21 protein-coding genes are annotated in these 24,383 nt (G+C 70.1%); 13 read left to right on the plus strand and 8 right to left on the minus strand.

Translation table 11 applies throughout. The annotated features are described in order from the left end of the window. Positions 1-12: 12 nt before the first annotated feature. The 5 genes from NYF13_RS34740 (at position 13) to NYF13_RS34760 (ending at position 5,388) form a co-directional block, all read left to right on the plus strand. Positions 13-402: a hypothetical protein gene (locus NYF13_RS34740; protein WP_315662299.1), complete on the plus strand. Its 390-nt coding sequence runs from the start codon at positions 13-15 to the stop codon at positions 400-402. 34 nt (positions 403-436) lie between these two features. Next, positions 437-853 carry a hypothetical protein gene (locus NYF13_RS34745; protein WP_315662300.1) on the plus strand — a complete coding sequence of 139 codons (417 nt, stop codon included), beginning with the start codon at positions 437-439 and terminating at the stop codon, positions 851-853. Continuing rightward, the gene (locus NYF13_RS34750) at positions 853-3,870 is read left to right on the plus strand and encodes a BTAD domain-containing putative transcriptional regulator (protein ID WP_396287838.1); all 3,018 of its coding nucleotides are present in this window, start codon (positions 853-855) and stop codon (positions 3,868-3,870) included. The genes NYF13_RS34745 and NYF13_RS34750 overlap by 1 nt, the downstream gene beginning before the upstream one ends. 754 nt (positions 3,871-4,624) lie before the next feature. Next, positions 4,625-4,999: a hypothetical protein gene (locus NYF13_RS34755; RefSeq protein WP_315662302.1), complete on the plus strand. Its 375-nt coding sequence runs from the start codon at positions 4,625-4,627 to the stop codon at positions 4,997-4,999. Positions 5,000-5,067: 68 nt separating this feature from the next. Then, on the plus strand, positions 5,068-5,388 hold the full coding sequence (locus NYF13_RS34760; protein ID WP_315662304.1) for a hypothetical protein: 321 nt from the start codon (positions 5,068-5,070) through the stop codon (positions 5,386-5,388). A 109-nt stretch (positions 5,389-5,497) separates the two neighbouring features. On the opposite strand, the gene NYF13_RS34765 is transcribed toward NYF13_RS34760, so the two are convergent. Then, entirely contained in the window at positions 5,498-5,890 is a 393-nt protein-coding gene (locus tag NYF13_RS34765; protein ID WP_315662511.1) for a hypothetical protein, read from the minus strand. Here NYF13_RS34765 and NYF13_RS34770 point away from each other — a divergent pair. The 8 genes from NYF13_RS34770 to NYF13_RS34805 all read left to right on the plus strand — a co-directional run bounded on the left by NYF13_RS34770 (position 5,853) and on the right by NYF13_RS34805 (position 12,821). Continuing rightward, positions 5,853-7,010 (plus strand): AAA family ATPase, encoded by a 1,158-nt coding sequence (locus NYF13_RS34770; RefSeq protein ID WP_315662305.1) that lies wholly within the window; start codon positions 5,853-5,855, stop codon positions 7,008-7,010. The two genes, NYF13_RS34765 and NYF13_RS34770, sit on opposite strands and share 38 nt — an antisense overlap. A 37-nt stretch (positions 7,011-7,047) precedes the next feature. Beyond that, complete coding sequence (locus NYF13_RS34775) at positions 7,048-8,787, plus strand: VWA domain-containing protein (protein ID WP_315662306.1); 1,740 nt, start codon at positions 7,048-7,050, stop codon at positions 8,785-8,787. A 461-nt stretch (positions 8,788-9,248) separates the two neighbouring features. Next, positions 9,249-9,743, plus strand: a complete 495-nt coding sequence (locus NYF13_RS34780; protein ID WP_315662307.1) for a hypothetical protein — start codon at positions 9,249-9,251, stop codon at positions 9,741-9,743. A gap of 223 nt (positions 9,744-9,966) precedes the next feature. Next, the gene (locus tag NYF13_RS34785; RefSeq protein WP_315662308.1) at positions 9,967-10,296 is read left to right on the plus strand and encodes a hypothetical protein; all 330 of its coding nucleotides are present in this window, start codon (positions 9,967-9,969) and stop codon (positions 10,294-10,296) included. Further along, the gene (locus NYF13_RS34790; protein ID WP_315662309.1) at positions 10,293-11,108 is read left to right on the plus strand and encodes a hypothetical protein; all 816 of its coding nucleotides are present in this window, start codon (positions 10,293-10,295) and stop codon (positions 11,106-11,108) included. The genes NYF13_RS34785 and NYF13_RS34790 overlap by 4 nt, the downstream gene beginning before the upstream one ends. Before the next feature lie 377 nt (positions 11,109-11,485). Beyond that, on the plus strand, positions 11,486-11,743 hold the full coding sequence (locus NYF13_RS34795; RefSeq protein ID WP_315662311.1) for a hypothetical protein: 258 nt from the start codon (positions 11,486-11,488) through the stop codon (positions 11,741-11,743). 284 nt (positions 11,744-12,027) lie between these two features. Beyond that, a complete protein-coding gene (locus NYF13_RS34800) occupies positions 12,028-12,189 on the plus strand; it encodes a hypothetical protein (RefSeq protein WP_315662312.1) in 162 nt (53 codons plus the stop codon). A 140-nt stretch (positions 12,190-12,329) separates the two neighbouring features. After that, positions 12,330-12,821 (plus strand): hypothetical protein, encoded by a 492-nt coding sequence (locus NYF13_RS34805; protein ID WP_315662314.1) that lies wholly within the window; start codon positions 12,330-12,332, stop codon positions 12,819-12,821. 216 nt (positions 12,822-13,037) lie between these two features. On the opposite strand, the gene NYF13_RS34810 is transcribed toward NYF13_RS34805, so the two are convergent. The 7 genes from NYF13_RS34810 to NYF13_RS34840 form a co-directional block, all read right to left on the minus strand. Further along, a complete protein-coding gene (locus tag NYF13_RS34810; protein ID WP_315662315.1) occupies positions 13,038-13,967 on the minus strand; it encodes a hypothetical protein in 930 nt (309 codons plus the stop codon). Between the two features lie 265 nt (positions 13,968-14,232). Then, positions 14,233-15,213 (minus strand): C40 family peptidase, encoded by a 981-nt coding sequence (locus NYF13_RS34815; protein ID WP_315662316.1) that lies wholly within the window; start codon positions 15,211-15,213, stop codon positions 14,233-14,235. A gap of 56 nt (positions 15,214-15,269) precedes the next feature. Beyond that, positions 15,270-16,343, minus strand: coding sequence for a replication-relaxation family protein (locus NYF13_RS34820; RefSeq protein WP_315662318.1), 1,074 nt, complete (start codon positions 16,341-16,343; stop codon positions 15,270-15,272). Positions 16,344-16,464: 121 nt separating this feature from the next. After that, a complete protein-coding gene (locus NYF13_RS34825) occupies positions 16,465-19,023 on the minus strand; it encodes a helicase HerA domain-containing protein (RefSeq protein WP_315662320.1) in 2,559 nt (852 codons plus the stop codon). A 66-nt stretch (positions 19,024-19,089) separates the two neighbouring features. Continuing rightward, positions 19,090-21,045 (minus strand): helicase HerA domain-containing protein, encoded by a 1,956-nt coding sequence (locus NYF13_RS34830; protein WP_315662322.1) that lies wholly within the window; start codon positions 21,043-21,045, stop codon positions 19,090-19,092. A gap of 7 nt (positions 21,046-21,052) precedes the next feature. Beyond that, positions 21,053-22,309, minus strand: a complete 1,257-nt coding sequence (locus NYF13_RS34835) for a PrgI family protein (RefSeq protein ID WP_315662323.1) — start codon at positions 22,307-22,309, stop codon at positions 21,053-21,055. Between the two features lie 12 nt (positions 22,310-22,321). Continuing rightward, positions 22,322-24,235 carry a hypothetical protein gene (locus NYF13_RS34840; RefSeq protein ID WP_315662324.1) on the minus strand — a complete coding sequence of 638 codons (1,914 nt, stop codon included), beginning with the start codon at positions 24,233-24,235 and terminating at the stop codon, positions 22,322-22,324. Between the last annotated feature and the right edge of the window lie 148 nt (positions 24,236-24,383).

The following is a 24,383-nucleotide window of genomic DNA, read 5'->3' on the forward strand; positions in this document are numbered from 1 at the left end:
GAGGAAGGGCGGGTGACCGCGTTCGTGCTCACCTTGCTGATCGGGTTGCTCGCCCTGACCGGCCTGAGCCTGGACGGTGGCCTCGCCCTCGCGAGCAAGGTCCGTGCCGGCGGGCAGGCCGAGTCCGCCGCTCGCGCCGGCGCCCAAGCACTCGACCTCGCCGCCTACCGCGCCAATGGTGTGGTTCGGCTCGATCCGCGGAGGGCGCAGGACCTGGCGCAGCGGTATCTCAGCAGCATCGGCGCGACCGGCAGCGTGGCCGTGGCTGGAGACACGGTGACCGTCGAGGTCACCGCCACCTACCGGACCCAGCTGCTTTCGCTGGTCGGGATCAGCGACATCCACACCCACGCAAGGGGCGCCGCCCACCCGCAGCGCGGGGTCACCGGCATCGAACCCTGACCGCATGAACCCACTCACCGGAAGGAGACACGGCATGGTCACATCGGAAGAGGAGATCACCCACCGCCTCGAGGAACGAGACGTCGCCCGCGGCGTGCGCCGCGCGCAGGCGGCCACCACGGTGGGCGGGCTGGCCCGCCGGCACACCGAACTGGCCGGGCAGCTCGCCAGCCTCGAACGCGAGCTCGGCGAGATCCTGATGAGGGCCGGCGACGTCATCGACGTCCCGGAGCTGGCCCAGGTCACCGACATTCCCGCCGCCGAACTCACCCGTTGGCGCGACCAGACGGCCAAGCTCGCCCGCGGCGGCAAACGCAAACGCCCCAGTGCGACGACCAGCGACACGAACAGGCAGCCGACCACTAGGCCGCGTGCCGCCCGGCCGGCGGCCTTGGTGGAACTGGAGGCCGCCGGTCCGGCCGGGATAGCGGCCGGCGCGGCGGGCAGCTGATGACCGTGGCGTCTGGACACCGGCCTGTCGCGCGCGTCGCGCGGCTGCTGGGCCGGGCGGCACGGGGACTGGTCGCGGCGCTCGTGCTGGCCGCGCTGGTGGCCGGGTTGCCGTGGGTCCTCATCTACGGCGTGGGGTGGCCGTTGCCGGGTCACGTGCCGAGCGCAGGCGAGATCGGCGCGGTGCTGATGGCGCCGATGTCGCCGAGTTTCCTGCTCGACACGCTCGCCTGCCTGGCCTGGCTGCTGTGGCTGGTGTTCGCCGTTGACGTAGCCGCGTGCGTCCTCGACGCGGCGCGTGGTGCGCGGTGGCCGGAGTTGCGGGGCCGAAGCGGTCCGGTGCGGCGCGTCGCGGCCGTGCTCGTCGGCGCGCTGCTGCTCGCCGTGCTGGGCCGTACCGCAACCGCCGCAACCGCCGCTCCGCCCGTCGTCGCCCGTCCCGTCGGCCACACCCCGGCGGTCGCGACTGCCCTCGCCTGGACGATGCCAGCCAGCCACAAGCACACTGGCAGCCCGCCGTCCCAACCCTCGGCCGAGCCCGGGACCGAGCGGGTCCGCCCACCAGAGGCCGGGGTGCACGACTCGCTGTGGCGGATCGCGCAGCGCCGCCTGGGTGACGGCGATCGCTGGCCGGAGATCTGGGCCCTCAACGAGGGCAGCGCCCAACCCGACGGACGCGTGCTGAGCGACCCGAACCGGATTCACCCCGGCGACACCCTCCGGCTTCCCGAGACGCCCACCCCACCGGTCCTGGCACCTTCACCACAGGCACCCACGGCCCCTGCACCCGAGACCCAGGCCGTACCGCCGCCGGCGAGCACCACCACGCCAGCGCCATCGGAGCCAGTGCCATCCCCCGCGCCCACCCAGGTGCGTGACGTCGGCACGGCAACCGGGCAGCCCGCCGGGGGCGCGGCGATGTGGGGCAGCGGTGAGACGTTCGTCGGCCTGGGACTGGCCGCGGCGATCAGTGCGCTTCTGATGCTCGCGCGACGGCGGCGCCAAGCACGCTACCGGCCCGGCAGCGGCCGACGCGACGACGACCTGCCGCTCGCGCCGGCGGTATACCAGCTGCGCCTGGCCCACCTGCGCGCCCAGCACCATGACGAGGACACCGTTCTGGAGGCCGAGAACGATCAGGAGATCGCCGACCCCGCCCCGCCAGCGGGACGAAGCGAGCATGCCCGGTCCGAGTCGTCGCCGCGATCGACCTCCGGCAACCCCGGGAAGGCGGGATCCGAGACCGCGGGCCAGGTGCAAGTGCCTACGCCCCGCATCCACCGCGTGATAGGCGTCCCCTTCTCTGGAACTGGACCGGAGAACGTGCCGTCGGCAGTGGAAATCGCCCTCGGCGCGACGGCCTCCGGCGCAGACGGCGAGACCACGAACGGCGTATCGACCAACGGCACCCCGGCGGGCACAGAATCGCACATCGCCCTTGACCTGGCCCGTGTCCACGGCCTCGGATTGGTCGGACCGGGCGGCTACGCCGCGGCCCGCGCCCTGCTGCTCACCATCCTCACCACCGTGCCTGACGGCGGACCGGCGCCGAGGGTGCTCGTGCCCGCTGCGGACCTGGCCCGCCTGCTCGGTGTGCCGGTGCCCGCCACAGCCCTGCCGGACACGGTCACCGTCGTAGCCGACCTGGACACCGCAATGGACAACCTCGATCCACAGAACCCGGCATCGCCCCTTCCTGCCGTCCTGATCGCGGCGCCGCCACTCGAGCCAGATCAGCAGGCCCGACTGCAGCAGCTGCTCGACAACGGCGCCCAGCCCGACCTCACTGCGGTGCTGCTGGGCCAGTGGCGCGCCGGAGTAACCGCCTACGTCACCGCCAGCGGCCACATCTCCGCGACCAGCCCCGGCCTCGGCGAGCCCCTGCGCGGCACCCGCGCCTTCACCCTGCCCGAGACCGCCACCCGCGACCTGCTCGCCTTCCTGCACACCACCCAGCCCGCCGGCGGCGCCCACAGCAAACTCGACGCCGCACGCCGTGCCGACGGCACGGCGACCGCCCCCACCCCTGAGCCGGCGGCACAGCCACCGGAGGCCGCCCGGTCCCATCCCGAGAACGTCGGAAGCGGCCCTGAACCCCTGGAGATCACCTCAGGCCCACCCGCGCCGGAACCGTCCTCCGCCGGCGGGCATCCCAGGGGCGAACCGCACCCGCCACCGCCGATGCCGGACACGACCCCGGCCGTGCCCGCGCCGCTGGTGCTGAAGGTGTTCGGAGTACCTACCCTGCACTGGCGACCCGATCCCGCGCGAGCGGAGGCCGAGCCGCGCGACCTGTCCAGCGAGTTGAGCAGTCGGCCGGTCGAACTGCTGCTGTACCTCGCTGTGCATCCCGGCGGGGTGTCCCGCGACCGGATCGTCGACGCCCTATGGCCCGACGAACCGCCCCGCAACCCCGCCAGCGTGCTGCGCACAGTGCTCTCCCGGATCCGCCGCACCCTCGACACCGCCACCCGCGGCACCGTCGGCGAGCTGGTCCTGGCCGAGCACGGGCAGTACCAGCTCGACCGGACCGTGGTGGAGGTGGACTACTGGGGCTTCGCCGACGCGGTCACCGCCCGCCGCGGCGCCAGCACACCCGAGCGGCGCGCCGACGCCAACGAGGCGGTCGTGGCGCACTACGGCGGGCTACTGGCCGAGGGAGTGGACTCCGACTGGCTTGTCGCTGCCCGGGAAGCGACGCGGCGCGACGCGCTCGACGCGGTAGCCGCACTCGCCCGCGTCCGGGTCGGGACCGACCCGGACTACACCCTGGATCTTCTGGAAACCGCGCGGGCGTTCGACCCGCACAACGAACTGCTCTACCGCGACATCATGCGCCTGCAGCACACCCTCGGCCGGCACGACGCCATCTCCCGCACCCTCACCCTCCTGCGGACACGGCTGACCGAAATCGACGCCACACCCACCGCGGACACCGTCGACCTCGCCGAGCGATTGCGCGCCCGCCACACCGGACTCCCCATCGACGACAACGTCTCCCGATCCACGGCGCCATGACATGAGCGAGCCCGCTGTTCTCGACAACGCCTCGACGAGACAGAAACCGAGACGTGATCCGCAGCCACCCAAGGTAATGACGCGGAACAGCGAAATATCTCGATTCCTAGCAACGATCCTGTCCGGACCGATGCTAACGTCGACTGCGGTAGCACCATTTTCGAGGACGAAGAAAAAGAACCAGGTGAGCACACTCCCGTACTCCACGAAATATCCCGTACTATCGCACATCGAGTGTTGTATGCGGCTCTCGCATACCGCCATGACATCCAGACTCCACATTTATGGCCGCGACGTCCGGGGAGACTCCGGCGTCGCGCGCTATTCCCACTCCCTACTACCCACTGCCACGGCCCCGGGCTGGGGCAATGCGGAGAGTGAGTGCCAATCGTGGGACCGGCGACCGGGCCTATCCGCCTCGCGCTCCGGTGTCCACCTAAGGCGGATCCCTCCATCTCGACTGTTCTCGCAGCTCAGAACCACTCTAGGGGGATCCGCCGGTGTCCCAGACTCGCTTGACACCAAGCAGGTAAACACATCAGGCCCGGCGACGGTTTCATCGGTGCTCGTTATCATTCTATCGATTGTCATCAGTGCACCCGACTCACCCTGCGCAGTACCCAGGAGGTTTTTCTTAAAAAGAACCTATTTCATCTTCGGCTTCACTTCAAGTCGGCGTTCCCATTCAAAAACGATCCGAGGGTATCTAACCTGCGCAAACAGTCTCGAAAAGAGCCGGTGTTCACGTTGGATAATGAAAGAAAAAAACGAAATTGAACCCGGAAAACTATTGCATGACGCCCGCGATCGAGTTACGTTTGTTGTGTCACCGGGAAACCGGGAAACCCGGAAACCACCGCCCCGGAAGCAAGTCGATACCGGTAAGCCGGAAATCAGAATCACACGAATGGGGAACGCTATGTGCGTCATTGAAGAAAGCCCATTACTTGTCAACTATGACGGGACCGTGACGATTTTTTGCTACTGCGGTTGGATGGACACCCACCCCACGCAAGAAGCTGCCCACGTGGCCGGGCGTGCCCACATGGAAGATTTCGAAGAAATGGAACGACTTTACGATGAAGACCGCGCCGCGTGGTCGGCACGCTACGACTTTGACGCGCAGTAAACGCCGCCGAACCCACAATTGCCCCGCTGCCCCAAACTCGCGCAATCCACCCGCCGAAAGGGTGCACCATGAACAAAGCCAATAGCCCGCGCACCGTGCACGTGATCGACCCCGCCGCTGACCCCGGGCCGCTGCCGGAAATCACGGTGCCCCGCTTTGTCGAAAACGGGTGCACGGTCACGGCTGTGATAATCGACCCCGCCGACCGCCAACAACTATTGTACGGCGTGGTGACCCGGCCCGACGGAAAACTTGCCGGAAGCTACTACCCTGCCGACCCAGTGCGGTGCGATCACTGGCGAATCGTGACCGCCGACGGAACCCACTACCACGCCGCCAGTGAATACCACGCGGTGGAAGCCCTCACCACTACGTTCGCCACTGGCTGAGATGCCTGCCGTTACCGTCGACTACTGCCGTGCGCGCTGACACGTGGCAATGAAAGGCCAGTTTCGCCACTCGCCCAGAACCAAAATCCTACGGACATAAGGAAATCGATCAATGTCCGGCAGCACTCCCGAAGTAAACGCCATCGATTCCGCTTGGGAACCCGAACCGCTGCCCGAAATTGATGCCATGATCAGGGCGCGGCTGTTCATGCCAGACGATTTGTGACCTAACGAAGAACGTGTGCGTTTCGCGATTCCCGCAGTGCTCGCGATCGACACGAGAATTCCGCACGACGGTTTTGAATATATCGTCGACGAGATTTTTCAAGAAACCGGAAATTCTTCGGTATCGGTCTATCTTCGGTACATCTGACAACGCCTCAAGCGCTCCGAATTCCTGGGATTGGTGTTTCGTTAAAAATCGTCCCAGGCTCCAGATCATGCAGTGAAAGGACCCGACAGCCATGACCATGCCAGCCACGACCCCGGCCACGGGAGCCACGCCCACTTCCCTGGGAGCGGGATCCCGGTTGCGCAACGGCGAGCTCCGACGCATGGTGGCCGAACTGCTCACCCGCGACCCCGCCGCCGCGCTCACCCCCGGCGCCATCGCGGCCGCATTGGGCGGGAAGTCATCCGGCGCGGTCGGGAATGCGCTGGCGACGCTGGAAGCGCGCGGGGAAGCCGAGCGGATCGGTACCAGCCCCGCCACCTACCGGTCGACCACCACCACCGCCGATGCCGCGAAAACCACGACGATCGTCCCACGCGCCAACACTGCCGCGCCGTCGGCACCCCCGGCGCCGCAAGCCCCGGCCGCGCTGGTGACCGCCCCGGTCCGCCGCCCGAACGGGCAGATGTACCACCCGCGCAAGCTATCCGGGTTGTCGGACGTGACCGCGTTACGGCGGTTGCGGGAGGCCAACGTGCCCGCGCTCATGTACGGCCCGCCCGGTACCGGGAAAACGTCGGTAGTGGAAGCCGCGTTCGGCGACCTGGTCACTATTCAGGGTGACAGCGACACCGTGACCGATGACTTCGTCGGTTCCTACGCCCAAACCCCGGACGGGCGCTACGAGTTCGCCTACGGCCCGTTAGTGGTCGCGATGCGTGAGGGGCGCACGCTGTTCATCGACGACGCCACGCTCATTCCGCCGACTGTGCTCGCGGTGGTGTACCCCGCGATGGACGGACGCCGTCAAATCCTGATCAAGACGCACAACGGTGAAGTCGTCGATGCCGCACCGGGCTTCTACGTCGTGGCCGGACACAACCCCGGAGTCCACGGGGCGGTGCTGAGTGACGCGCTCTCATCCCGCTTCGGTGTCCAGATCCAAGTATCGACGGACTACGACCTCGCGGCGCAGCTGAATATCGATCCGAAAGCAGTGCGTGTGGCGCGGAATCTGGCCAACCGGAAGGAAAAAGGCGAGATCGGCTGGGCGCCGCAACTGCGAGAGCTGATCGCGTTCAACCGGGTCGCCGACGCACTCGGCACCACCCACGCGGCCGGGAATCTGATCGGCATCGCACCGGAGGAAGACCAGGACGTTGTCTCCGAAGCGGTGTGTAACGTGTTCGGCTCCCACGTTACCCCGCTGTCACTGGGTTCCCAGTTCTAGAACCAAACCCGCCACTGTCGCGAAAGGACGAAACGCGATGACCACCCACGTTGCCGCACCCGCCGCCGCACCCACCGCCGTGTTCCCCGGTGCCCCGGGATGGCTGGCCCTGTCCGCCGCGTTCGGCGACGAGGTGCCCGCCATCGCCGACCGCGACGATCTCGTGGTCACCGTGTCGCCCGGGGCGGGGCACGGGGCGCCGGCATGCTTCTTCCCGGACCTCGTCACCATCGAGGTCGACGGCGTCCACCTGGCCCCCGGGGTCGACCCCGCCACCGTGGCCCCGCACCGGGTCGGGGACCGCAAGCGCTACCGCACCGCGTGGGGACTGCTCACCCACGAATGCGGCCACGCCAAGCATTCCGCGTGGCGAGCCCCCGACGACGCGCCCCCGGGCGCCGTCGATGCGGCGAACCTGCTGGAAGAGACCCGGATGGAAGCCGCCCAGATACGCCGCCGCCCGGAGGACCGGTACTGGCTCCGCGCCAGCGCCACCAACCTGATCCTCGCCGATACCCAGGCCGCCGACCCCGCCACCGCCCCGCAGATGACCGCGACCGACGCTGCCCGGACCGCCGCACTGCTGCTGGCACGAGTGGACGCGGGCATCCTCAACCGCCGCGAGGTCGCCCCCGTCGCCCGCGTCGTGCGCGACCTCCTCGGCACTGGCACCCTCGCGACCCTGCGCCGCATCTGGCGCGCCGCGCACCGCACCGTCGACGACAACGCCCCCGCCATGATCGAACTCGGGCGCCGCTGGTGCGAGGCCATCGGCACCGACCCCGACCAACCCCTGGGCACCCCGGACCCGAACGCGCCCCGCAGCGGTACACCTTCGCCCCTCGCGGACGCGATCACCGCCGCCGCTGCCACCCTCGCGCACGTCATCTCCGCCGACCTCGCCCCGACCGACCCCACCACCCAGGCCATGGATGCCCAGGCCGCCAACGACCAAGCGCGCCAGCAGGCCCAGAACGCGGCGACCGCCGTGTTCGGCGGCCCCGGACTCACCCGGAACGCGCCCCTTATCCGGGGCACCCGTGCGCCCAGCACAACCGAGCAGGCCGCCGCACGGCAGCTCGCCCGCGCACTGAACACCGCCGGATTGCGCGACCGCACCGTCACCAAAACCCGCTCGACCGTACCCCCGGGACGGTTGCGGATGCGGGGCGCGATGACCGTCGACGCACAACGCGCGGCGGGCGCGATCCCCACCGCCGAACCATTCACCCGCACCACCCGCGCCACCGTGCCCGCCCCGCCGTTGCGGCTCGGCATCATCTGCGACGTCACCGTGTCGATGGACGCCTTCACCGCGCCCGTGGCCTCGGCGGCCTGGATCCTTGCCCACGCCGCCCGCCACACGGCGGTACCCACCACCACCGCCACCGTGGTCTTCGGCGCGGGAGTCGTCACCCCTGTCACCCGTCCCGGCACCACCCCCGCGAAGGTGACCGAATTCGGCACCGGTCTCAGCGGCCACGTCATCGACACCGCGATCAACGCCCTCGACGGCGCCCTCGACCTGTCCCGTCCGAACGCCGCACGCCTCCTGGTGATCATCTCCGATGGCAATTTCGAACATGCAAACAGGAATTCCGGTCAGCAGATGCTGGACCGCTTGCGGGACAACGGATGCGCGGTGTTATGGCTGGCGCCCGACGAGCCGGGAATTGAGCCCATGAACGGCGCCACCGTGCACACCCTGGCCGACCCGACCACCACCGCCCGCGCCATCGGACAAGCCGCAACCGCCGCGCTGCGCGCCACCCGCTGACCCACTGGGGCGGAGTGACGACCACCCCGCCCCACCTACCTGCCACCGCGAGCGACATCCAACCCCCACTCTCCTAACCCCACTTTTCTAGGCCAGATAGGGGAAATCCGGCCATCGCCACGAACACAATCCCTGACGCAATCCACGACACCGCGCCACTGACGACCGGTGAGAAACGAACAGAGACAACTGCGACGCTGAAGCGCATTCACGCGAAAGGAGTAAACACTATGCACGACAGAACGAAACGGCTCACATGGACTGTGCTGGCGGTACTGCTACCAGGACCGTGGACCCCGGTGATTGTGCTGGTCTACTTCCTCGGCCACGCCGCCAAGCGCGATCAGGACGGCGCACACCACCACTGGGCGTCACAGCGCCCGCCCGCTGATCCTTACGCCTATGCCCCGGACACCCACTACAAGAACCCCCACACACCAACACGATAGCCGAGGACCATCATGTCGAGCTCGCCGAGTTTCGCAGACTTTGCCATCGGCCTTGGCGAGAACGCCACCTGGATCGGCTCTCTGCAAGGGGAATGCTACCCATCCAGCTTCCTTAGCGTACCGTCTTTATGGCTGGCACTGACCACGATCGACGAGAACATCTTCCGGGCCGCCGTCTCCGACACCCTCGACGGGTGGAGGAGCCAGCACCACGAGCAGGGACATCACCAGGATCCCGGCTGGCCGTGGCCGTGGTACACCAGCCATAACAGCAGCTGGATCATCACCTTCGATCCCGAGGCCGAGGCGGTGTTCGTCACCGTGGGCGGTGGCGTCGGCTGGCATCGGATCGCTCCGCACCACTCGCAATTCCCTGAAGAGAACGACTCGCTCGGGCCACCCGACATCGTGGCGTGGCTTCGCGACCCGGCCGCGCCGCCGTCGGTGCCGATGCCGTTGATGCGCGAGAAGACCCCGATGCCCGGGTTCGGCGGTGAGGGCCGATGAGCCGCGCGACGAGGTGGCGAGTACTTGCCACCCTGGCCATGCGAGACTCCGCTGGAATTCCCGCCCGGCAGAAACTGCTGCGGTTACACAGGGATCCCGCCAGCCGCCGAAACTTTTCTCGCGACGTTTTCTTCGCCGAGCCAAGTCCGCACCTCGGAGCACAGATCCGGCACTCGGACCCGGTTCTTCCATACCCAGCACACGCGATATCCAGGAGGACAGCATGACCGCAGCCACCACCACACCGCTGGAACCGCCCTGCCCGGACTGCCAGGTAGGGATCGGGAAGGCCCATATCGAGGGCTGCGACGTGGCCCGCTGCCTCGCCACCGGGCTGCAGCGGCTCGGCCACAGCGAATCGTGCCGCTGTCCCCGGGACGTCTGGACCGGACGGTGGCCCGGCGAGTCCGAGTGCCTGGAGTTCGGCTGGATGCTCGGCCCTGACCTGCCCGACCTCAATCGCCTGCTGACCACGGCCGCGTGGGATCCCGTCGCACACCGCTGGACCCGCCCCGGCCACCAGGACACGACAGCCGAAGGAGCACCGCGATGACCATGCTCTCCACCGGCCCGGACCTGTCCGCGGGCCCCGCCCTCGCCGCCGGCGAGTTCTGGATCGAGTACGTGCCTGCCGCGCATGCCGAGCCACACCAGGTCAGCTTTCCCGCCGTTGTCGAACCCCGCCGCCACCGTAATCTGTGGGTGCGCCCACGGCTACGTCCCGAGGCCGCTGAAGCGGTGTGCGAGTGGCTCAACCTGGTCTACCCGGCCGACCCGGACTGGTACCCGCTGGCCCGATTCGAAGACGACCTGCTCGTCGTACTCACCGGAGACGCCGCCCACCAGCGCCACAAGATCGTTTTCGGCGAGGACGGCCGCTATCCCCTCGGAGAGCTGGGCCGCTGGTTCTTGTCCGGCCCGACTCACACCCGTGCCCGGTTCTACCGCCAGCTCGACGTGCTGCGCGACCCCGAGCGCCACTACCCTCGACCCGGCGAAACCGTGGTCACGTGCGACCCCAACAACCTGCCCGCGAGCGGGTTTCCCGCCCGGGTCGACTCCCCGCCCGGACAGGCAGCAATCCCGGTGTTCCGGCCGGAGGTCGCCGAGGCCGTGGCAGTCTGGTGCGCGAGCAATCACGGCACGTTTCCCGACGACCACCCGCAGGTGTATTTCGACGGCGACACCCTGGTCCACGTCCACCAGCACCTGCGCGCCCGCGACGGCTACCTGCCCTCGCGCATCGATCCCGACCCGGACGGAAACTACCGGATCGACAGCGACGAGTGGACCTTCCAGGCAGTCTCGGAGAAATCCGAGGGCGCGGTGCACCCGGCCGCGACAACTCCGGGCGGCGGGCGCTGAATCCGGCCCGGTACCCAGCACCACCCGCACCGGGCCGGTCGCGCGCAAGCCGGGAACGTCCTGGACCTCGGCATCGTAGGCGTCGGCCGAGGTCATCGTGTCCGACGGCGACTTCCGCCGCCAGCCTCGCAACGACGGGCAGCGCAAGCTCGACCGGTTGCGCGCGTCCGAGTGCGCCGTGCTGTGGCTGACCACCAGCCCCTACGACACCCCCCTCGCCGGGGCCACCGTGCACGTGTTGACCCGACCCCACCACCACCGCCCGCGCCATCGGGCACGCCGCCACCGCCGCCCTCCGCGCGACCACCCGCTAGCCCCACCGGTCCGGGGCGGGACACCCCGCCCCGGACCACCCCGCGACCACGAGGTGACCTGCCATGACCGACACCCGACCCAACACCGTGGGCGACCTGATCGCCGCCCTGTTCGGCTACGACCCCGCGACCCCGCTACGGATCGCCGCCCAACCCGGCTACCCGATGGAGCACCTTGTCGCGCGGGTGGTGCACACCCCCGACGACGCCGAATCGTGGGGCATCCGGCCCACCGACCCGCCCGTGGTGTGGATCGGCACCGGTGGACAGGTCGGCTACCTGCCCGCGATCGCGGCCGATGCCCTCGGCTGGTCGGCATGACCACGACCTTGACCGTGCCCGCCGAGCTGCCCTTGGCCGGCGAGGCCAAGTCTTCGGTGCCCCGTCGTAGGGGTAGGACGCCGCCGCCGACGGACGGGAACCCCTCGCCACGAGTTCGCCGTTGTCCACCGTCAACGCGCTCGCCACTCATCTGTCTTGGCCGCACCCTTCAACGGCTTGGCACCTCAGGCGACGTGTCCACGACAGCCGCTCTCTAGCCACCCCGTGCAACCGAGCCCGAACCCGAACCCGCTGAAACTCCACCGCCGTGGGGCGAGCCTATGATGAGTACCGTCATGATCGAGCGGGACGAGGACCGCCGGATCCACCTCGAGCCGCTACTGCACCCTTGCGTCGTCGAACTCGTCGAACTCGTCGAACTCACCGTCCGCGCCCGTATCGGCGCGACTTCTACATCGACCAGGGCTGATTCCTTCGACCCGTGAAGTCAACCGGGTTCGGCAAATAGGACGTCTTTCTCGTGTGGATGGTGGTACGAACCTGCGAATCGTTGGGCCATAAGGTTCCACTTCGGATCCTTATATACATAACCGTTGAGAACGACGCGATTACGAAGCGTCTATACATGTTGGCCATCTGGTCCGCTACAAACGAAAACCGAAGAGAAAAATGGACAATGACGACTGCCCGTGACATTTACGGACCATCTGGACTGGCCGCCAACGCGGCCGTGGACGCACCGCGAACCGACCCCTTGCCCGACGACACCGACGCGACCGCCGGGGCGTCACAGCCGCAGAACGAGGCGATGATGCGGGCGCGGGGAGCGCTGCCGCCCGATACGATGATCCTCGCCCCGGCATTCACCCCGCCGCCGATGCGTCGCCCTGACGGTGTGTGGGCGATGCTCGTGACAGCGGTCGACATCATCGGCGACACCGACTCCGACAGTGGAGAAGAGGTGGCCCTGTTCGCCGGACAATGGGTCAGTGACAAGCCGCCAGCTGACGACTTTTACGACGGCGACCTCGTCGTACGCTTGACTGATCCGATCGATTCGACCTATCAGTCGCCTCGTGAACACGTAGCCGATGTCGAAATGCTGCAAAACGGGTAAACGGTGCTCAGGACGCCCGACGGGCGGACGTTGGATGAGCTGCGCGCCGAACTACGCGCGCGGCGCGAGAACTTGATACCGCTTAGAACGCGGCTTCCGTTCTCGCCCACGCCGGGTTGTGCCGCACAGCGATCGAGTCGCCGGGCGGCACAACCCGTCCGCTCGGGCGGGCCACGCGCCCCGGGCCTTTAAGCTGCCGGTTGCGGCCTGCTGGATTTACCCGGCCGCGTCGAGGACGTCAGTCTTGTCCGGGTTGATGGCGAACCGTTTCGGTGCCTCGCAGGTTTTGATCGCGTAGCCGTCGGCAACGAGCTTCTCGCACGCGTTGTTGACCGCGCCGCTCGATCGGGTGAGGTCTGTGGCGATCTTGCCCGGTCCGAAGTTCTGGCCCGGGTGGTTGGTCAGGTATTCCTCGACCAAGGCTCGCAGTCCGCCCTTGGGCAGTCGGTCCTTGCCTGCGCGGGCGGAGGCGGTGATGGCGGCTACCGCAGGCAGCTCCGCCGGAGACGGCTCGGGCTCGGTCACGCCGTCCATCGGATGAATCGGCGAGGCGTCGGGCAACGGGTCGGTGTCGTCGGTTTCGGCAGATGGGGCCGACTCGTCGGAGGTGGCGGCTGTCGCGGCGCTCTCGGGTCCCGTTTCGGCGGCTTCCGATCCTGCGGTGATCTCCTGCGCCGCCGTGGTGTCGTCGATGGTCGTGTCGTCGACATCGGTGGTCGCTTCCTCGGCCGTCCCCAGGGCGTGGACTGTGTCGTCGAGGGCGTCATCGGCGGGCTCGGCAGGGTCGTCGAGCGCCAGGAGCGTATCCGCCAGAGGGTCCCCGGTGTTGGCTGCGGCTGCGCTGCCGTCCGGCGCTGCGAGTGCCCAGGTGTCGGGAATGCGTGGGCCGTCACCTGCGGTCCGGATTACGGTGCCCTCGCGCGCCCAGCGGGCCAGGATCTTCGCAGCGGTTGAACGGCCGACTCCTGCCGCCATGGCCAACTGGGCGGTCGTGGACCCCGGTATCGCGGCCAGCGCAGGGTGGACCTTGTCTTCCGTGGTCTTTGTGGACAGCTGTTCGGTGCTAGGCACGAAACGCGTGCGGTCTTCCTCATCGGGAAGTATGGCGAGAGGAGTGGCTGCGCGCTTGCTCTTCGTACGAGACATAATGAACTCCATAGGCTGGAACGGAACGGGATAGTCATGCCCCGGCCAGGGCGTCAGCCCACCGGTGCGCATCCGGCTGTGCGGGCTATACCTCTATGGACGCTCCGTCACCGCCTCCATGTCAAGCGACTCGTCAAAAAAGATAGCTGTCTCGTGTGGACATATCCGATGCGCGGCTGTCGCGATAACATCGGATCGGCGGTAAACGCATACGTGGCTTGCCATCGCCGCGTGGACGGAGCGAACCAGATCGCCGGCATGGACGTCATCGCATAGGGCGGGTGGCTCCTGCGTAGGCGTCTCCTGGGTAGCGGTAGTCGTTGATTTGCACGGGTTTGCCAAAGTCCGGCGCGTTCACCATTTTTCCGTTTCCTAGGTACAGTCCCACGTGCCGGATGTGTGCGGGCGAGCCGTAGTAGACGAGGTCGCCGGGCAGGAGGGTCTGCCCAGCGGGCACATGGTTGCCTGCTCGGTATTGGGCGTCGGCGGTGCGGGGCAGGGAGATCCCGGCTGCGTCGTAGGCGGCCTTGGTCAGGCCTGAGCAGTCGAATCCGCTGTCCCCGTTCTGGGGGCCGTCGCCGCCCCACACGTACGGCAGCCCCCGTTGTCCGCAGGCGTAGTTGATCGCGGTCAGCGCGGCGGTGGTGGCGGCCTGGATGTTGTCGCAGTCCCCGGTCCCGGCGAGCGCGGGCACGGGCTGACAGCGGACGCCGGACGCGACGGCGACGATCGCGCGGGCCTTGGCCTCGTGCTGGGCGTAGGCGTTCGGGAGTCCCGAGCGCTGGACTGCTTGCGCGGCGTCGTTGACGCTCATGGCCTGCCAGTTCGGCACGGCCTGGAGGTGGTCGAAGAACTTCGCTGCCGCGTAGGCCGGGGTGGTGATCTGTTGCGGGGTGCCCCAGCCCATCGAGGGCCGTTGCTGGAAGAGCCCGAGCGAGTCGCGGTCGCCGTAGTACACGTTGCGCAGCCCGGATTCCTGGATCGCGACGGCGATCGCGACCACCCAGCCCGCCGGGGGCACGCCCTTCTGCCTGCCGACTGCGACGATGGTGGCGGCATTGCCCATCTGCTCGGCGGTCACGCCCGCCACGGTGCTGGTCGGCGCGCCGTCGAGAGTGCAGGTCAGTGAGCTGGATGGATCGCTGCTACCGAGGAGTGAGCTGACGATGCCGGCGACCCCGGCGCCGATGAGCAGCGGAATGGCGAGGGCCAGGGCGGCGACACCGGCGCCGAGTTTGCTTCCCATGACTGGATCGCTCTCCTTTCCCGTGTCGCGCCGGGAGTGGCGGACGGCGGCTGGGGTCAGGGCTCGCCGCGCGTCCCCCTATTCGGTGTGGCTGGCGGCGGGATCGGCCTCGGCGGTGGCAGCCGGTACGGCGAGGCGGCCGCGGCGTCGGCGCCTTCACCGTCCTCGGCCGCGGTGGGGTCGGCCGGCGGTGCCAGGCCGGGCCAGGCGTCGGCGAGGTCGGAGAGGGTGTAGCGCGGTCCGGCGCGCGCCGAGGTCAGCGGGAGCCAGACCGCGTCGGCCGGGCTCGGATGTGGTGCGGCGGGGTCGAGCAGATCGGCCGCTGCGGTGGCCACCGGCACCGCTCGAGGGTCGTCGAGGTCGGCGTGCACGCGGGCCAGGGCGGTGCGGGCTCCGGCTTCGCGGCGGGCGCTGGGCAGCCACAGCAGCACCGGTGTCGCGATGCCGGTCGACTCGGCCAGCCGGGCATAGCCGGTCAGCTTGCGCCCGACCTTGGTCAGGGACTCGGTGCCGGTGTCGAACTCGAGGAACCACTCCGCCTCCCGAGCGCCGCCGCGGTAGCGGGTGTGCCAGCGGCCGTAGCCGTCGGGGATGACGAGGTCGCCGAAGTGGCGGGCACAGCGGGATTCCGACCACCACGCCACCACCGCCTCCGCCCGGGGATTGTGGCGGGTGCGAGCGATGAGGGAGGTGAAGAAGTCGTTCACGCCCACGGTGTGGGCGAGGCGCTGGTTGTGGGCGATGCCCATGGCGCGGTCGTGCCGGTAACCGAGTTCCTTGACCTCGAGGCCGTGTTCGGCGGCGAGGACGGCGGCGCCGGCGGGGCCGAGAACGTAGTGCATGGGTGCGGAGCCGAGTTGCCGGAACGGCTGGAACCGGGAGACGGCGCGCCAGAGGTAGAGGTCGCGCAGCCGCTGGCGCGTCGAGCGTCCGGAGGGGAAGGCCGCGTCCTGGATCTGGCCGGTGGTCAGGACCCGGTGCTCGTGCAGCAGGGCCAGCAGCCACTTGTCGCGGGTGGTCAGGCGGGCGGCGAGCATGGCCTGGTGCTCGACGGAGCCGGCGGCGCGGGCGGTGTGGCGGCCGGGCAGATGGCCGCGCAGGCTGTGCTGGCGGGTCGTGGTCGTGATCAACGGGCCCTCCTTTGGCGCGATGTCAATAGGCTGTGGACAGGTCGGGGCTCAGCCCGTGGCGGAACCGGTAGCTTGTGGTCTTCTCGTCGGTGCTGAGGCGGAATGCCGTGTCCGGCGGTGATCAGGGACGGGTGCGCCGGGGATCGGTCTTCGGCGGCCGGGCTGGTGGAACCCGGCTCGCGGCCGACGCGGTCCTGGTCGCGGTGGCGCGAGTCGTCGGCGCGGTGTCACCGGCGGCGGTGTTGTGCGCGCGGCGCCGGGCGCGGAGCACAGCCCGGATTTCGCGTGCCCGTCCGGGGACCGGCTCGGGCAAGGGGCTGGTGGTCATGGTGAAGGGCTCGGTTTCCTCGCCGTGCACGACCAGCCGCGTGGCCGTGTGGTAAACGCCGAGGTGGGAGAGGTCGTGGTCCGAGAGCCTGGGTGCGGTGTGGCGGGCGAGCTCGCGGGCGTCCTCGGGGGAGGCGGAGTAGATGATCTTGTTGCGGGCGTTGGTGGAGAGACCTTCCTTGAGCTCTCTCGTCAGCTGGCCGAGGTGCTGGTGGGCGAGGATGAATCCGTTGTGGAACGCGCGCGACTCGGCCAGCATGTCTTCGATGGGGTAGGGGAGATTGAGGAAGTTGTGGCATTCGTCGATGACGGTGTGCGCGTCGGGGCGCAGGCGCTGCGGGACGCGGGCGCGGGCGGTGGTGGCCTGCCAGGTGCGTGCCACGACCAGTGACCCGACCAGCCGAGTGGTTTCCTCGCCGAGGGAGCCTTTGGGGATGCGGACCAGGCAGATGCCGCCCTCGTCGAGGATCTGGGACATGTCCACGGTCGACCGCCCGCCGGCGATGGCTTCTTTCACGAAGGGCCGCAGCAGGAACGCCCGCAGCTTGTTCATCAACGGCGAGATCACCTGGGAGCGGGAGCTGTCGGTGAGGTCGTCGTACCATTCCCAGAACCCGCGCAGCACCGGGTCGGTGAGCCCGGCGGTGATGCGGGACCGGAACGCTTCACTGACCAGCAGCTTCGGCAGGTCGGCCAGGGTCGGCACACCCTCCTGCGCCCGCAGCGTGAGGCAGGCGGCGCGCATCAGGTCGTCGGTGCGCGGGCCCCAGAACGCGGAGTACACCCGGCGGAAGACGGAGACGAGGTTGTCGACCTCCCGGTCGGTCTCCCCGCCCTCCAGGGGGTTGAGGATCGGTGGGCGGTGGCGGGAGTCGGCGTCGATTAGCACGACGCGGTCCGCGGCCGAGCGCGGCAGCCGGTTGAGGACGTCGGTGACCAGATCGCCTTTCGGGTCGATCAGGACGATCCCGCGGTTGTTGTCGACGTCGTCGAGGATGATCCGGCCCAGCAGGGTCGACTTCCCCGAGCCGGTCGCCCCGACCACGTGCGTGTGATAGCGCGCGTCGATGACCCGCAGGCCGACCGAACGGGCGTGGCCGGTGTCGGACTGCCCCAGCGGGATCACGTCCGGTCCCGGAGTCGCGACCCCAGGCGGCGGGGCGACCGCCTTGGCGCCGGCGCGTTCGACGCCGGGGATCTCCGGGTCGGTGGGCAGGTGCGCGAGCACCGCGAGCTCGGGCACGGAGAGCAGGTCCCCGCGCGCGAGCCGCCGCTCGGCGACCGCGTGGGCGGGGCGGGGAAGGCTGGTGCGGGTGTAGTGGTTGTGGTCGGTGTATGCGGCGAACGCGGCGGCCAGCGCGTGCGCCCGACCGCGCGCGGTGTCCCGGGCGCGGCGGGCCAGGTCGTCGGCGGTGTCGGCGGGCAGGTCGGTGGCCACGGCGTAGCGCACGACGGTCTCGTACTGGCTGCCGCGCTGCTTGCCCACGATCGCTTTGTTCTGGGCGGAGTATTCCAGCGACAGCTGCGGGTCCTGGCTGATGCGGCGCGAGTCCGGAGTCCGGCCGTGGCGGGTGGCGTTCGCACCCGGGGTGACCGCGTCGAGGATCTGCCCGCCGAGGCGGTTCGAGGAGCCGTGGTGGACCCGGCGGGCCGCACGGCGGGCGCGGGCGACACGGCGGCCGGTGACCGGGCGGGCGAGAATCTGCACGCAGGCCCGCTCGTCACGGCCGAGGCCGACCGGGGCACCCAGGAGCCCCCGGATCGGGTCGGCGTCGAAAGCGGTGCGGATCGGCAGCGCCTCGGAGCGGGCGAGACGCAGCTGCCCGCCGACGGTGATCCGCCGGCGCCCGGCCGTGAGCTCAGGGAACGGGCAGGTGGCTGGGCTGGTGCGGGTGTGGGAGCCGGGCCAGGCGGCCTCGATCGCCCGTTCCACCAGCGCGGGCGGGATGACGCCGGGGACCCAGAACTGCACGGTGACGCCGTGCTCGCCGAACACGTACTCCATCGCCAGATGCGGCTGCCCGGCCCACCACCGGCGCCAGGCCGGGCGCAGCAACCCGACGAGGTTGGACCAGACCGCGGCACCGCCGGCGGGATCCACCGTGGGCGGGGCGAGCACGGTGATCCGGCGGGCATCGACCAGCAGCGCAGCATGGCGGCGACCACTCCACCAGCGGCGTGCCGTGACCCCGCCCGCCAGCACCACGACGAGAGCCGGGACGACGACCGGACCCCACGCCAGTGCCCACTCGCGCAGGGCGGTGAGCAGGGTGGCGGTGGTGGCGCCGGGGTCGCGCAGGTAGTCACCGACCCAGTTCTGCACTACCGGCGATGCCGCGGCACACGTAGCCATTCGACAGAACTCCTTTCCGGAAATTGTGCGGGACAAGGACAAAGTCGGACATGGTGCGGTGCCGGGTCACGCGGTGTCGAGGCCGAGGTGGCCCGCGTCGTCGAAGCCGTCTCCGTCGGGGTCCGGCTGGGCGCCCATGGCGGCGGTGCCGGCGGGCCCGAGGTCGATGTAGGCGTCGGCGAGACCGCTGTCGGTGCCGTCCGGGTCGTCCTCGGCGAAGTGGGCGAGTTCGGCCGGGTCGGTCGTGATGAGGTAGTTCTCGGCGGGCGAGGCCAGGGCCTGGAACGCGACTCGTTGGGTCCCGGCCGAGAGCAGGCCCTGGCCTTGCTCGGCCGAGAGCAGGAAGTGGCGCTCGCCGGCGGAGAGGGTGAACGCCTCGCAGATCTCGTCGATGACCTGGGAGGCTTGGCGGAGCAGGACCTGAGTGGCGGCGTTGCTGATGATGGCTTTGCCGATCTCGCTGCCGAGCACGTCGGCAGCGTCCTGGGTGGCGACGGTCAGCCCGGCCCAGTGCTTGCGGGCGGCTTTGGCCAGGCGGAACAGGAACAGGGCGGCCTCGCGCAGCCGCATCAGCAGTCCGGCCTCGTCGACCACGACGAGCCGGGGACGGCGGTCGGCGGGGTTGGAGATCCGCCGCCAGACCGCGTCGAGCACGAGCAGGGTGCCGATCGCGCGTAGCTCGTCGGGCAGGTCGCGCAGGGAGAACACCACTAGGTGCCCGTCCGGGGTCGTGCTGGTGGGGCCGTCGAAGAGGTCGGCGAACGATCCGTCGACGAAGGGATGCAGCCGTGCGGCCAAATCGGCGGCTACCGCGTCGTCCTCGTCGCCTCCGGCGGCAAGGACGTCGCGCAGGTCGCGTAGCAGCGGCGCCGGGCGGGTCCAGGTGCGGGGGTCGCCGGTGATGCCCACGGCCGCGTAGGTGGTGGTGATCGCGGTGTCGAGCACCGCCCGCTCGGCGCCGGTGACCTCTACGCCGAACAGCACGGCGAGGACGGTGTGCAGGAACAGGCTGCGGCGGCGGAGCGCGTCCTGCGGGGCGGTGCGCCGCCGGTGGGCGTCGGTATGCACGGGCAGGTCGAACGGGTTGAGCCGCACCCCGCCCGCGCCGAGGTGCACGTAGGTGCCGCCGACCTGGGCGGCGAGGCGGGCGTACTCGTCCTCGGGGTCGATGACGAACACCTGCACCCCGCGCGCGGCCTGGCCGTCGCCGATGGTGCGGTAGAGGCTGCGCAGGATCTCGAGCTTGACGAAGTACGACTTGCCCGCCCCGGATCGGCCCAGCACGACCGAGTTGTAGTTGTCGCAGGCGAACCGGTCCCAGTGCACCAGCCCGGAGCTGCCGACGTTGTAGCCGTAGAGAACCCCGGACGGCGCGGCGCTGGTGGGGTCGGTCGGGGGCAGGTCGGGGGAGGTGAACGGGTAGGCGGCGGAGACCGCGGCGGTGTCGAACGTCCGCTTTAGCCCGAGCGGGTCCAGGCCGAGCGGCAGGGTGGACACCCACCCTTGCAGCGCCCGGTAGGTCGCGGGTTTCGCGTCCAGCAGCAGTGACGCGCACAGCGACCGCAGCGCCGAGACTTCCTCGGCGAGCGTCGTCTCGTCGGGGGCGTGCACGGTCAGGTATAAGCCGAACTTGAACAGTTTCCCGTCGCCGCGGGCGATGCGCCGGGACAGGTCGGCGGCGTCCTCGGCGGCGGCGTCGAGGTCCGGGTCGTCGAGCCGGTCGTGGCGGGCGTTGTGCCGGCGGGAGGATTCGAGTTTGGCGCGTTGCTTGCGCAGTCCGCCGGCGGCTGTGGCCGGGTCGATGGGCTGGACGTGCACGGACACATCGAGCCGGGCGGGGTAGGTGAGCAGGGGTGCGAGCCAGCCGGGGTAGACCTCCTGCGGGTAGCCGGTGATTCCGAAGCTCGCGACGAATTCGTTGCCGACCTCTAGGTGGCGGGCGGAGACCGACAACGAGTCGGGGGTGAACGCCCCGGCCGACCCGGCCCGGCCCGTGGCGGCGTGGTTTCTGGTGCGTGCCATGGGAGGTCTACCTGCTTTCGATCGCGTCGTCGTAGTCCCAGTCCTCGTCCTCAGGCAGCCATGGCCCCGCCTGCGCCCGGCCCGATCGCGGCGCCTCGGGACGTGCGGGCGCGGTGACGTGGGCCGCCGGCTCGCGCGGAGCGGAGGGCGGCGCCGGGCGGGACGGGTGCGGGTCGCTGGTGTCGGAGCCGTAGAGGTCGGTGAATGTGGTGGTGGCGGTGACGACCTCGTCGGCGGCGGCCAGCGCGGCCGAGGGCGGCAGGAAGGTGTCGGGGTTGCAGGCCGAGGCCAGGACACCGGTCGCGGCGGCGGCGTCGAGCGGGGTGAGGACGATCCCGGCGGGCGAGAGCAGCTCGGTGGCCTCGCTGAGGCGGCGCACGAGTCGTTGCTCCGCGGCGTGGCGTACCCGGTCGTCGGCCGGGTGCTCGTCACTGCGGCCCCGCCGCCACGGCAGCACGGCCGACGGAGTGGGTGCCGGGCTGGTGCGCAGGGGTTCGCGTAGCACGAGCAGCACCTGCCGGCGCAGCAGGTCGGCCTGGGTGGTGAGCTCGGCGAGGAAGTCCGCGTGATCGCGGGCCGCGGCCTCTAGCGCGGGGTGCGGGAGGCTCCCGGCGCGGGCCCGCAGCTCGGCGATCTGGGGTGCGAGGTCGAGCCGTTCGGCCCGCACGAGGAACTGCACCGGCGCGGTCAGGCTGTGCAGGTAGCGGGCAAACGACGCGACGAGCGCTTCTTGCTCGCCCGGTGTGCGCAGCGAGAAGTTGACGGTGGAGCAGACGGAGATGACCGCGAGGCCGTCATGGCCGAGGTCGACGATCCCGGCCAGCGCGCCGGTGTCGGCCACGCCGCTGGCCGGCAGCTCCAGCGGCGCCGGCGAGACCGGCTCCGCGGAGGCGGGGTGGCTTCCGCGGTGGCCTCGTGCCCGCGGCTGCTGCTGTTGAGCGGTCAGCCAGGCCGGGGCCGCGCGGACGCCTTCGGGGGCGGAGACGCGGTGGCGCGGGGACAGGTGCTGGCGGATCGCGGCCAGCGCGAGCTTGTCCAGCGGGAGCCCGTCGCGCCGGCCCAGCGCCAGCACGGTGGCCGCGATCCCGGCTGGTACCGCGAGGATCAGGAACACCGGCAGCGGCACCACCGCGCGGGTCGCCGCGTAGAGGCTGTAAAGCAGCAGGCCGGCGACGCCTAGGATCTCCAGTTGCCGGGCGGTCAGCGGGCCGAGGACCCGGTCCGGGCGATCGACATCGGCGGGTACGCGCACAGGAGAGGTCATGGCAGCGGTGCCTCACTTCTTCTTCGGGGCCCGGCGGCGGGGCAGGTCCAGGGGAAGCGGTAGTTGCGTCCCGGCCCGCCGCTTCGGCGCCGAGGTGGGTGTCGGGGGTGCGGCAGGAGGCGTACTCCCGGCCGCGGGCTTCGGCTTAGGTTGTCGGTGCACGCCGAGGGGTAGCGGGTACTGGCCCGCGGCTAGCGCGCGATTGCCGGTATAGGCGTCGCGGGCCGGGCGTCGGGTCGCGCGCGCGGCGCGGCTGATCTGCCCTGAAGGGGTGATCAGGGCGGGCCCGGTCTGACGCGGCGGGCCGGCCGGCGCGGGGTTGGCGAGGTCGTCGGCGAGGGTCCGGCGCGGCGGGCGCGGGGGCGCGGGCCGCAGGTGCAGGGGCAGCATCCCGGTGCTGGGCGCGATCAACGCGCGAGGCAGGCGCGCGGGTGGGCGGGAGTGGCGGTTGATCCGCCCGTCCGGGGTCAGCAGCCCCTGCTGCGGCACCGGCGGCGGCATGCCGGGGGTCCGGTCGGCGAGGTCGTTGGCCAGCGACCGGCGTCCGACCGCGCCGGGGTCGCGGCGGGTGGTGATCGGCAGCCCGAGCTGGTCGCGGGGCAGGGCGCCCGGTAGCGGGTCGTGCGGCAGCGCCCGCGGGTTGGCCGACACCACCCGGCCCTTGCCGGTACCGCTCGTGGTGAACAGCGACAGCTGCCCCGGCCCCGGCCGGCGGCTCTTCCCGGTGGTGGCGGGCAGGTCCCCCAGGCGCGGTGCCCGGCGCGGCCTGGGGCTGGTGCGGCGCACCCGCAGGGGCAGCATGAACTGGCCCGTGACCGTCGAGGGCGGATCCGCGACAAGACCAGCACCGTGTCCTCGCGGCCGCCCGCGCCGACGGCCTTTGCTGCCGAACATCGAGCCGGCGCCGCCGAGCAGGCCCATGGTCTTGTAGGCGATCGCGCCACGCACCAGCGACCCGAGCATCGAGCGCCGTCCGCTGCGCAGCGGGGCCAGGCACCAGAACGGGATCTTGATCAACACCCAGATCAGCGCGAGGCACATCAGCAGGTTGACCAGCCCGGAGGCGTTCGGCCCGAACACGGTGAACCCGCCGGGGGTGAAGAACACCCGCAGCGCCGTGACCATCGCCAGCGACTGGCCGATCTGGATGGCCAGGACCCCGCCGAAGGCCTTCCACCACGCCTGCGCGATGCCCTCGGTGTGGGGGAGGGCGTGCCACATCAGCGCGATCGGGGCGGCGGCGATCAGCAGGATCGTCAGCATCACCCGCACGATGAACGTGATCAGCAGGACGACGATCATGACCACGAGCGCGAGGCCGATGAAGACCAGCCACAGGCTGCTGTTGAACGCGCTCAGCACCATGTCGGTCATGGCCTTGCCCGCCGCGGCCGGGTCGACGCCCTCGCCGATCACGGCGTGGGCGAGGGCGTTGGCGATCTGGATCGCCTTGGTCGCGAGGAACAGCGACAGGGTGCCGGCGAGGAACCCGAGCGCGAGCCGCGGTGCGATCTCCTTGATGGTGTAGCGGGTCTGCAGGGTTTCGTAGCCCATGACGATCAGCCCGGCGACGAGCACGATGAGCACGTAGACGGCGAGCAGGATCTGCCAGGACTGGGTCCACAGCTGCCCGACGCTGGGCAGCGTGTCCGGCTCGGGCGTGGTCAGCAGCGTCCGGCCCAGCAGGTCCAGCAGCGGGTTGAGCGCGTCGGTCACCACACCGCGGAAGAAGCTGGCGATGCCCTCGGTGACGCAGGCGACCGGGTCGGTGATGCCGCACTTGTCGGCCTGGTCACCGCTCCCGGCCGCCGGAGCTGGTGTCGTGCCGGGGGCGCCCGGGCCGATCGGCGTGGGCTGGGGAATGCAGTCCGGCCCCGTGCACGGCGCGGGCGTCGATGTGGCGCCGAGTCCCCCGCACTCGGGCATCAGCGCACCCGCGAAACAAGACATTGGCGGCTGTGACGGCGGCAGTGCGGGCGGAGCGCTGGGCAGCCCTGAGGGCGGCAGCGCTGGGGTACTGCCGGGCAGCAGGCACGCAGGCTCGGCCGAACCGGGCGCGCAGCCGGGCTGCGGT

Origin of the sequence: Amycolatopsis sp. PS_44_ISF1, from assembly GCF_032335455.1 — a bacterium.
Taxonomy (GTDB): Bacteria; Actinomycetota; Actinomycetes; order Mycobacteriales; family Pseudonocardiaceae; genus Amycolatopsis.

What these genes read in the sequence shown, in the direction of transcription:
- NYF13_RS34745 (WP_315662300.1), top strand. Translation starts at nt 437, where the DNA reads ATGGTCACATCGGAAGAGGAGATCACCCACCGCCTCGAGGAACGAGAC.
- NYF13_RS34750 (WP_396287838.1), top strand. Translation starts at nt 853, where the DNA reads ATGACCGTGGCGTCTGGACACCGGCCTGTCGCGCGCGTCGCGCGGCTG.
- NYF13_RS34755 (WP_315662302.1), top strand. Translation starts at nt 4,625, where the DNA reads ATGAAAGAAAAAAACGAAATTGAACCCGGAAAACTATTGCATGACGCC.
- NYF13_RS34760 (WP_315662304.1), top strand. Translation starts at nt 5,068, where the DNA reads ATGAACAAAGCCAATAGCCCGCGCACCGTGCACGTGATCGACCCCGCC.
- NYF13_RS34770 (WP_315662305.1), top strand. Translation starts at nt 5,853, where the DNA reads ATGACCATGCCAGCCACGACCCCGGCCACGGGAGCCACGCCCACTTCC.
- NYF13_RS34775 (WP_315662306.1), top strand. Translation starts at nt 7,048, where the DNA reads ATGACCACCCACGTTGCCGCACCCGCCGCCGCACCCACCGCCGTGTTC.
- NYF13_RS34780 (WP_315662307.1), top strand. Translation starts at nt 9,249, where the DNA reads ATGTCGAGCTCGCCGAGTTTCGCAGACTTTGCCATCGGCCTTGGCGAG.
- NYF13_RS34785 (WP_315662308.1), top strand. Translation starts at nt 9,967, where the DNA reads ATGACCGCAGCCACCACCACACCGCTGGAACCGCCCTGCCCGGACTGC.
- NYF13_RS34790 (WP_315662309.1), top strand. Translation starts at nt 10,293, where the DNA reads ATGACCATGCTCTCCACCGGCCCGGACCTGTCCGCGGGCCCCGCCCTC.
- NYF13_RS34795 (WP_315662311.1), top strand. Translation starts at nt 11,486, where the DNA reads ATGACCGACACCCGACCCAACACCGTGGGCGACCTGATCGCCGCCCTG.
- NYF13_RS34800 (WP_315662312.1), top strand. Translation starts at nt 12,028, where the DNA reads ATGAGTACCGTCATGATCGAGCGGGACGAGGACCGCCGGATCCACCTC.
- NYF13_RS34805 (WP_315662314.1), top strand. Translation starts at nt 12,330, where the DNA reads ATGTTGGCCATCTGGTCCGCTACAAACGAAAACCGAAGAGAAAAATGG.
- NYF13_RS34810 (WP_315662315.1), bottom strand. Translation starts at nt 13,967, where the DNA reads ATGTCTCGTACGAAGAGCAAGCGCGCAGCCACTCCTCTCGCCATACTT.
- NYF13_RS34815 (WP_315662316.1), bottom strand. Translation starts at nt 15,213, where the DNA reads ATGGGAAGCAAACTCGGCGCCGGTGTCGCCGCCCTGGCCCTCGCCATT.
- NYF13_RS34825 (WP_315662320.1), bottom strand. Translation starts at nt 19,023, where the DNA reads ATGGCTACGTGTGCCGCGGCATCGCCGGTAGTGCAGAACTGGGTCGGT.
- NYF13_RS34830 (WP_315662322.1), bottom strand. Translation starts at nt 21,045, where the DNA reads ATGGCACGCACCAGAAACCACGCCGCCACGGGCCGGGCCGGGTCGGCC.
- NYF13_RS34835 (WP_315662323.1), bottom strand. Translation starts at nt 22,309, where the DNA reads ATGACCTCTCCTGTGCGCGTACCCGCCGATGTCGATCGCCCGGACCGG.
- NYF13_RS34840 (WP_315662324.1), bottom strand. Translation starts at nt 24,235, where the DNA reads ATGCCCGAGTGCGGGGGACTCGGCGCCACATCGACGCCCGCGCCGTGC.